Genomic DNA, 8,685 nt, shown 5'->3' with positions numbered 1-8,685 from the left:
TCGATGACTTGAAACAGACGAGGCTGAGTCGAAGGGTTTTTGGGGGCTTTCATGATCCGCTCACGCTCCATTCCAACGATTTTTCTTCCTTTTTCGACACAAGCCACCTAAATCCCTGCCTCAGGGTGTACTTTTTTCACCGGCCTTCTAAGTCTCCCACTTCGAAACGAAGTGAAAGTGGGAGATGAATTTCGGTTAGGCACAGCCTAAAGCTGTCTCTTATCATGAATTGGACCTGTGCAGGGAGTCCAGCCCGCAGCGAATCCTATGCCAATTAAAATTGTGAATTTTTTGTGGAAAGCGGGCTTTTTCCTGCGCAGGTATTGATTACGGTTTTGTGGTGAACATGATTTGTAGAGGGGATCTCTGTTGCATTTTATACCCATTACCGGTATAATGTAATTAAAAGAGGTGATGTTTGATGAACCATTATGAAGATCATCATGTGGATAAAAAAATGGTTCCACGAACGGAACAGGAAATCGAAAGCATTATCAAGCGCTTGAAGCGCATCGAAGGACAAGTGCGCGGTGTGCAAAAAATGGTGGAGGACAATCGTTATTGTATTGATATTTTAGTGCAAATTTCAGCGATCACGGCAGCGTTAAATAAAGTAGGATTGAACTTGTTAGAACGTCATGTCAGCCATTGTGTGTCTAAAGCGATCCGCGAAGGAAGTGGAGAAGAATCCATTCGCGAATTAATGGATGTCATTAAACAGTTCTCAAAGTGAAAGGAGTGGGAAGCATTATGAGTGAACAAAAGCATGTCACACTTAGAGTGACCGGCATGACATGTGCCGCGTGCGCCAATCGGATTGAGAAAGTATTAAATAAGATGGATGGCGTAGAAGCCAATGTCAATTTGGCAATGGAAAAAGCAACGATTAAATATGATCCATCGAAGCAAAATATAGCCGATATCGAAATGAAAATTGAGAATTTGGGGTATGGCGTTGCGACAGAAAAAGTGACGCTTGATATTGAAGGAATGACATGTGCGGCCTGTGCGACGCGGATTGAAAAAGGGTTAAATCGGATGGAAGGTGTGACAAGCGCTGCTGTCAACTTGGCGACAAACAGCGCGGTGGTCGAATACAAGGAGGGTGTCACATCTGTCGAAGACATTTTAGAGAAAATCAAAAAGCTTGGGTACAGGGGGCAAATTCGAAACGAAGAACAAGACGATGCTGGCCGGAAAGAAGAGCGGCTGAAACAAAAACAACGGCAACTCGCGATTTCTATCATCTTATCGTTGCCGCTGCTTTATACGATGCTTGCCCATATGCCGTTTGATATAGGCTTGCCGATGCCGCATTGGCTGATGAATCCGTGGTTCCAGCTTCTTTTAGCTACACCTGTTCAGTTCTACATCGGCGGTCCTTTCTATGTCGGGGCGTACCGGGCGTTGCGAAACAAGAGCGCGAACATGGACGTCCTAGTGGCGCTTGGAACATCAGCCGCGTACTTCTACAGCTTGTATGAAGCTTTTCGGACGCTTGGGAATCCTGACTATATGCCAAGACTGTATTTTGAAACGAGCGCCGTCTTGATTACGCTTGTGCTTGTCGGAAAATACTTTGAGGATCTTGCGAAAGGGCGGACAACCGAAGCGATCTCGAAGTTGGTCAGCCTGCAGGCAAAGGAAGCGACTGTCATCCGTAATGGGGAAGAAATAAAAGTTCCGCTGGAGGAAGTGGTGATCGGCGATACGATTCTTGTCAAGCCAGGAGAAAAAATCCCGGTAGACGGTACGGTCATCGCCGGGGCATCTTCCGTAGATGAATCGATGATTACCGGTGAATCGATCCCGGTTGATAAGAGGGAAGGCGACTATGTGATCGGGGCGACGATGAATACGAATGGCGTACTGACCATTCGTGCCGAAAAAGTCGGAAAAGATACCGCGCTGGCCAATATCATTAAAATCGTTGAAGAGGCGCAAGGGTCGAAAGCCCCGATTCAGCGGATGGCGGATACCATTTCCGGCATTTTCGTACCGATTGTTGTCGGAATTGCGGTTGTTTCCTTTCTAATCTGGTACTTCTTCGTTGCGCCGGGTGATTTGGCGAAAGCGCTTGAGGCGGCCATCGCCGTTCTTGTCATCGCGTGCCCTTGTGCGCTCGGTTTGGCCACACCGACATCGATTATGGTCGGTACAGGAAAAGGGGCAGAACAAGGAATTCTCTTTAAAGGAGGTGAGTACCTAGAGGGAACGCATAAAATCAATGCCGTATTACTCGATAAAACAGGAACCGTGACAAAAGGAAAACCGGAAGTCACCGATGTGCTAGCCTTCCGCGAGGACATGCTCGATTATGCGGTTTCCGCCGAGAGCGCTTCGGAGCATCCGCTGGCTCATGCGATTGTTGAATACGGGAAGAAACAAGCGATTTCGATGAAGCCATTGGAGCACTTCTCCGCCATTACCGGCCACGGAATTGAAGCGGTCATTGACGGAAAAAGCATCCTTATTGGGACGCGAAAATTGATGAAGGAGCGCTCTGTAGCGATTTCTGTGCATGAAGATAAAATGGTAGAGCTTGAAAAACAAGGGAAAACAGTGATGCTCGTTGCCATCGATGGACAGCTTGCCGGCATCATTGCTGTCGCGGATACGGTGAAAGAAAGCTCGAAAGAAGCGATTCAAACATTAAAACAAATGGGCATCGATGTCTATATGGCAACAGGGGACAATCAACGGACAGCGGAAGCGATCGCCAATGAAGTCGGCATTGAGCATGTGTACGCCGAGGTGCTTCCGGAAGACAAAGCGAACATCGTCGAGGAATTGCAAAAACAAGGGAAACGAGTCGCGATGGTCGGTGATGGAATTAATGACGCTCCAGCTCTGGCCAAAGCGGATATTGGGATGGCGATTGGCACGGGAGCGGATGTCGCGATCGAAACGGCCGATGTTACCTTGGTCGGTGGGGATTTAGCCCATATTCCGAAAGCGATTGAGTTAAGCCGCAAAACAATGAAAAACATTCGGCAAAATCTGTTCTGGGCTTTGTTCTATAATACAGTTGGCATTCCTGTAGCCGCTCTCGGGCTGTTGGAACCTTGGATCGCTGGGGCAGCGATGGCATTTAGCTCTGTATCGGTTGTGACAAACGCGCTTCGTTTGAAACGCGTGAAACTATAAACATTCAAGGAGGAATTAATGATGACCATTACATTACATGTACAAGGAATGACTTGCGGCCATTGCAAAATGGCAGTGACGAACGCTCTTAAAGAGCTAGACGGGGTAAAAAATGTAGAAGTACATCTGCAAGAAGGAACTGTCGATGTGGAGTATGATGAAACAAAGGTCAGCGTAGAAAAACTGAAAGAAGCGATTGAAGAGCAAGGTTACGATGTGAAGTAACATAAAATCCCCTCCAAGTAAAACTTGGAGGGGATTTATCATTGTTATTCAGGTTTATTTGTTGTGTCATTCGAGTTCGGTGTATAGTCAGATTTGTAATCTTTATATTTTACTTCTGTGACCATTCCGGCTGAAGCATGGTGCAAGTCATGGCAATGGAACATCCAATTTCCCGGATTATCTGCTTTAAATGCGACTACATATTCTTCACCCGGTTTTAAATTCAAGGTATCCTTAATCAATGGGGAGCCTGTAATTGGCTTACCATTTTTACTTAATACTTGGAAGAAATGTCCGTGTAAATGCATAGGATGTAAATCTTTCGGTGAATTGTTCACCAATTTTACTTTTACTAGATCTCCTTTCTTCACATTTACGGGTGCTGTTTCAGGATACGTTTTCCCATTAATCGTGTAGACCATGCCATCTTTGCCCATGGCTGTTCCTAAATCCATTGTGTACTCTACATCATATTTTTGGTCTAGTGTAAATTGACCTACTTCATATTTTCCGTATGTTGTCATATCCACAACAGGGAGGTTTTCTTTTGCATTTTCTTTATCCGTATTGTTTGTCTGGTCTTCGTATTGAATTTTCACTTTCATGCCATCGGTACCTTTCATATCACCATGGCATTCTAATAACCATTCTCCCGGATTATTCGCTGTAAATTCAATATCATAACGTTCACCCGGAGCAATATTTAAAAGTTCATCTTTGATTGGCTGCGGATCTTTTAACGGCTGCCCGTCTGTTGCGACAATTTTAAACTCATGGCCATGCAGATGAAGCTTGTGAGGCATGTATCCTGCGTTTACAAGGCGGAGCCGTACTTTTTCGCCTTTTTTTACTTTTAAAGGTTCTACAGCGGAACCGCTTTTCCCGTTAATCGTGAAAATATCATACATACTCATATCATGGCCCATGCTGCTCATATCCATTTGTTGATTATCAGAGCTATTTCCATTATTCATATTACTATGATCCATGCCGCTCATATTCATGTCCATATGGCTTTCGGCGTCCGGGTCGCTCATCCATTCATCTAATACAAGCGTGTAATCTCGATCGACTTTTTCTTCATTTTTCGGTTCTACGATTAATGTACCGTATAATCCCTTGTCCACTTGCTCGGCGCTTTTTTGATGGGAATGATACCAATACGTTCCCGGCACGGTTGCTGTAAATTCATACGTAAACGTTTCACCCGGTTTAATGGCGTCCATCGTGACACCCGGTACTCCATCTTGGTTATTTGGAACAGGGTAGCCGTGCCAGTGAATCGTGATCGGTTCTGGCAATTCATTTTTTAAAACAATTTTCACATTATCCCCTTGCTTTACGCGGATTTGCGCACCGGGTACCGATCCATTGTACGTGTAGACCGGGAGTTTGACTTGATCGTTGATTTGTAATAACGCTTCCTTCGCAGTAAGGTGAATTTCTTTCCCGGATAATACTTCTGTATTGGTTGCCAAAGGCAATTGCTGCTTGCTCGTTTCAGCGGAAGTATTTTCTTTTTCCATATTCATGCCGGACATGTCGTGTCCCTGCATGGAAGATGGATTTGAGCAAGCTGCGCCAATCGCTGCTACTCCTGCGAAAATGGCGCCAAGCAGCCATTTTTTCATGTCGTTTTCCCTCCTTAAGCTTGTAGTGGGAGATGCAATGATATGATAAAAAATAGATGTGCAAAATGTATGGAGAAAATCGTTCAACTGAAATGTAAAAAAAGGCAAGCGATTCGGATTCACCGATGTCTAACGGTGGTAGGTAATCGCCTGCCGTCCCATTTGAACCCAAGCGTCGATAAAGTCTTGTTTCGGCGCTTTTTGGTTTTTGACAGCGGTCAATGGATCATTGAAATAAATGTACTGCTCATCGTATCCCGTAATGAGCACCGCGTGTTCCCGGTACGTGATTTTGATCGGGCCTTGCGGGGTTTGCCATTCCCGAAAGGCAGAGGGAGGAAGAGGACGAAAGGTGGTGTTGGTGATCACCCAAACCGGTGTGCCTTTGGCCAAGTATGTATAGATGTTCTCAAACGATTGCCCTGTTAAGTCGATGATTTGGTTCGGCAAGTACCGCTCAGCCAACTGCTTGATCGGCTTGTGGTACACGCCGTATCCAGGCTTCGATAACGTATACATATCGCCGACAAACCCTTCATTTGGGTGGCCGTAAAACACTTGGCCATTTCGCACTTGATACGGAGTAGGATTTTTCTTGATTTGTTTCGCCAACGTCATCTTATCGACGCGAATGCCGGCATGATTCAAGAGCATGGCCAAGCTGGTCACTTCGCATCCCCTCGGCAGTTCCGGAAGCTGAGACAAAAGAGGGGCGTCAATCAGGACGGATGTCCTTAGCGCTTGTTTCTTTGAAGAGGCAGCTGATCGATTCGCCTCCTTTGCTTGATTGTTGGGGGACGGATTGGTTTCTCTGCTGTTTCTGTTCTGTATGAAGGCTTTGATGGCATCGCCTGTCTGGGCCGAACTTGCATAATAGGATAATGAGGCGGCCAATAGCAAGAAACAGGAAATATACAATCCGAGCGACAGTTGATCCATCCTCCCGTTTAGAGGTCTTCTCAAGAGAACAAAACAAAGGGAAACGATGAGAAAAGTCAAAAAAAGGATAAACGCTAACAAGCCATTCTCAACTCCTTTATAACACGTGTGTGTTTTTATCGTAACAGATCGATGTGCAAAAATGGTGAAATTCACACTTTCTCCATACTTTATCGTTAATATTATTATGAGGAACTGAAAATCTTGCAAGCAGTGTTCCTGAAAAAATGGAAACAGATTGTTTTTGAAACTTGACGTTGTGTACGATAGAATGAAAGTATCTTTGTATCCATCATTTTAGTTTTAAACAAAAAGGTTTTTCGTGTAGTTTTTGGATTCTTCTTAGCAAAGTGGAGGGACAATCATCACCATGTGCGGTTTTATTGGCTGTATTCATGATCGCCCGAGAGCGATTGAGCAAACATGGAAAACAACGTTGATGGAGATGAACCGCCTGATTACCCATCGCGGCCCCGACGATGAGGGGTATTTTTTTGATGACTACGTGAGTTTTGGTTTTCGGCGTTTGAGCATCATCGATCTGGAGGCGGGGCATCAGCCGCTGTCTTATGAAAACGATCGATATTGGATCATTTTTAACGGGGAAATTTACAACTATCTTGAATTGCGGGAAGAGCTGGCGGCGAAAGGATATTCGTTTGCGACGCATTCGGATACCGAGGTGATTGTTGCCCTTTACAGCGCGGAAAAAGAAAAAGCGGTCGAAAAGCTGCGCGGGATGTTTGCGTTTGTCATTTGGGACAAGCAAGAGAAAACGGTGTTTGCGGCGCGCGATCCGTTCGGCATTAAGCCGTTTTTTTATGCGGAGCAAGGAGACCGCACGTTTTTCGCTTCGGAAAAGAAAAGCATCTTGCTCGCTCTGGGACAGGAGTCGCTAAACGGCGATTCCCTGCAGCATTATTTAACATTCCAATATGTCCCTGAGCCGCTGACGATGTCGGCCGGCATTTACAAGCTGGAGCCGGGGCATTATCTCAAGAAACAAGTCGGAAAACCGCTCACCATTCATCGTTATTGGAAGGCATCCTTCGACCCCATTCGCCAATCGGAAGAGGAGCTTGTCAAGCAAATCCGCGATGCGCTGTTTGATTCGGTCAGCGTCCATATGCGCAGCGATGTGCCGGTCGGTGCGTTTTTGTCGGGAGGCATTGATTCATCGTTCATCGTCGCCATCGCGAAACAATTCCATCCGCACCTGAAGACATTTTCCGTCGGGTTTGAGCGGGAAGGGTTCAGTGAAATCGATGTCGCAAAAGAAACCGCAGAGAAGCTTGGGGTAGACAACATTAGCTATGTCATCTCACCGCAGGAGTATATGGAAGAGCTGCCGAAAATTATGTGGCATATGGACGATCCGCTTGCCGATCCTGCGGCTGTGCCGCTGTATTTTGTCGCTCGTGAGGCGAGAAAGCATGTCACGGTTGTGCTTTCCGGCGAGGGGGCGGACGAGCTGTTTGGCGGTTACAATATTTATCGCGAACCGCAGTCACTGCGGCTGTTCGAGCGGATGCCAGACGTGGTGAAAGCTGTGTTGCGGATGATCGCGAAGCTTCTTCCGGATGGAATAAAAGGAAAAAGTTTCTTAGAACGCGGGACGACGCCGCTCGAGGAACGGTATGTCGGCAATGCGAAAATGTATAGCGAAAAGGAAAAAGCGGCGTTGCTCAAAACGTACCAAGAGGGGCGCGAATATACGGCGGTGACGGCTCCTTTTTACCGCGAAACGCTTCATTACCCACCCGTCAACCGGATGCAGTATATTGATCTTCATACATGGCTAAGGGGCGATATTTTAGTCAAAGCGGACAAAATGACGATGGCCCATTCGCTTGAGCTGCGCGTTCCCTTTTTAGACAAAAAGGTATTTGAGGTTGCTAGGCAAATCGCCCCTGATATGAAGATAGCCAACGGTACGACGAAATATATTTTACGTAAAGCCGCCGAAGGCATCGTGCCGGATCATGTGTTAAACCGGAAAAAATTGGGGTTTCCCGTGCCGATTCGCCACTGGCTGAAAAACGAACTGTATGACTGGGCGAGACAGCTCATCCACGAAAGCGAAACCGATCATCTGTTCCATAAGGATGTGCTCCATCGGCTGCTGGATGAACATGCCCGCCACAAGGCGGACCACAGCCGCAAGCTGTGGACGGTGTTGGCGTTTATGGTTTGGCATCAAGTGTATGTGGAAAAGAAGTACGATTTTGCTCCATCCGTACAAAACGAGAAGCGGCCAGCGTCTGTTTTGGAGGCGTAGCAGGGAAACGACAGGGCGTTCTAAGGGCGACACCTAGAACGCCTTTTTCGATGGTGCGGACAGTTTCCTTGCCTTTGGCGAAGCGAAAGAGAAAATTTGCTTTCTCCCGCTCTTGCAATTTTCCCGGTTTTGGTATATGCTTGTTCCATCAGGATGCTAAACTACTATATATTGGTTTTGAGGTCTTTTTTTACAACTACATATTGTTCTGCTAAGCAACGGTGTCCATCAGGACTTAATAGGGAATCCGGTGCGAATCCGGAACTGCCCCCGCAACTGTATGTGCGGACGAAATGGGATGGCCACTGGCGGCAAGAGCCATTCAGCGCGCCGCTGGGAAGGCCCCAAAGTAGGACGATGCACGAGTCAGGAGACCTGCCTTGCTTGGAACGTTTCATGTTCTTCGGGGTGTGAGAAGATGAAACGATAGGGGAAAAGAACAAGGGGTTCGTCTGCCTTTTTCCG

6 protein-coding genes and 1 riboswitch are annotated in these 8,685 nt (G+C 46.6%); of the genes, 4 read left to right on the top strand and 2 right to left on the bottom strand.

From position 1 onward, the window contains the following. Positions 1-421 precede the first annotated feature (421 nt). Genes CV944_RS12175 through copZ form a run of 3 tightly spaced genes read left to right on the top strand, consistent with a single transcriptional unit; the run spans position 422 to position 3,372 of the window. A complete protein-coding gene (locus tag CV944_RS12175) occupies positions 422-733 on the top strand; it encodes a metal-sensing transcriptional repressor (RefSeq protein ID WP_100664259.1) in 312 nt (103 codons plus the stop codon). A 17-nt stretch (positions 734-750) separates the two neighbouring features. Further along, a complete protein-coding gene (locus CV944_RS12170) occupies positions 751-3,147 on the top strand; it encodes a heavy metal translocating P-type ATPase (RefSeq protein WP_100664258.1) in 2,397 nt (798 codons plus the stop codon). A gap of 21 nt (positions 3,148-3,168) precedes the next feature. Next, complete coding sequence (gene copZ, locus CV944_RS12165) at positions 3,169-3,372, top strand: copper chaperone CopZ (RefSeq protein ID WP_199170454.1); 204 nt, start codon at positions 3,169-3,171, stop codon at positions 3,370-3,372. A 44-nt stretch (positions 3,373-3,416) separates the two neighbouring features. On the opposite strand, the gene CV944_RS12160 is transcribed toward copZ, so the two are convergent. Both CV944_RS12160 and CV944_RS12155 read right to left on the bottom strand, forming a co-directional pair. Then, positions 3,417-5,003, bottom strand: a complete 1,587-nt coding sequence (locus CV944_RS12160) for a multicopper oxidase family protein (RefSeq protein WP_100664256.1) — start codon at positions 5,001-5,003, stop codon at positions 3,417-3,419. Positions 5,004-5,132: 129 nt separating this feature from the next. Further along, positions 5,133-6,023, bottom strand: coding sequence for a C39 family peptidase (locus CV944_RS12155; protein ID WP_100664255.1), 891 nt, complete (start codon positions 6,021-6,023; stop codon positions 5,133-5,135). A gap of 289 nt (positions 6,024-6,312) precedes the next feature. On the opposite strand from CV944_RS12155, the gene asnB reads away from it, so the two are divergent. After that, the gene (gene asnB / locus CV944_RS12150; RefSeq protein WP_100664254.1) at positions 6,313-8,220 is read left to right on the top strand and encodes an asparagine synthase (glutamine-hydrolyzing); all 1,908 of its coding nucleotides are present in this window, start codon (positions 6,313-6,315) and stop codon (positions 8,218-8,220) included. 201 nt (positions 8,221-8,421) lie between these two features. After that, a riboswitch (cobalamin riboswitch) is annotated at positions 8,422-8,617 on the top strand. Positions 8,618-8,685: the final 68 nt, after the last annotated feature.

It is taken from the genome of Geobacillus sp. WSUCF-018B (assembly GCF_002809985.1).
Taxonomy (GTDB): domain Bacteria; phylum Bacillota; class Bacilli; order Bacillales; family Anoxybacillaceae; genus Geobacillus; species Geobacillus thermophilus.
The sequence above is the reverse complement of the archived record's forward strand: the minus strand, read 5'-3'. Positions and strand labels throughout refer to the sequence as shown.

What these genes read in the sequence shown, in the direction of transcription:
- CV944_RS12175 (WP_100664259.1), top strand. Translation starts at nt 422, where the DNA reads ATGAACCATTATGAAGATCATCATGTGGATAAAAAAATGGTTCCACGA.
- copZ (WP_199170454.1), top strand. Translation starts at nt 3,169, where the DNA reads ATGACCATTACATTACATGTACAAGGAATGACTTGCGGCCATTGCAAA.
- asnB (WP_100664254.1), top strand. Translation starts at nt 6,313, where the DNA reads ATGTGCGGTTTTATTGGCTGTATTCATGATCGCCCGAGAGCGATTGAG.
- CV944_RS12160 (WP_100664256.1), bottom strand. Translation starts at nt 5,003, where the DNA reads ATGAAAAAATGGCTGCTTGGCGCCATTTTCGCAGGAGTAGCAGCGATT.
- CV944_RS12170 (WP_100664258.1), top strand. Translation starts at nt 751, where the DNA reads ATGAGTGAACAAAAGCATGTCACACTTAGAGTGACCGGCATGACATGT.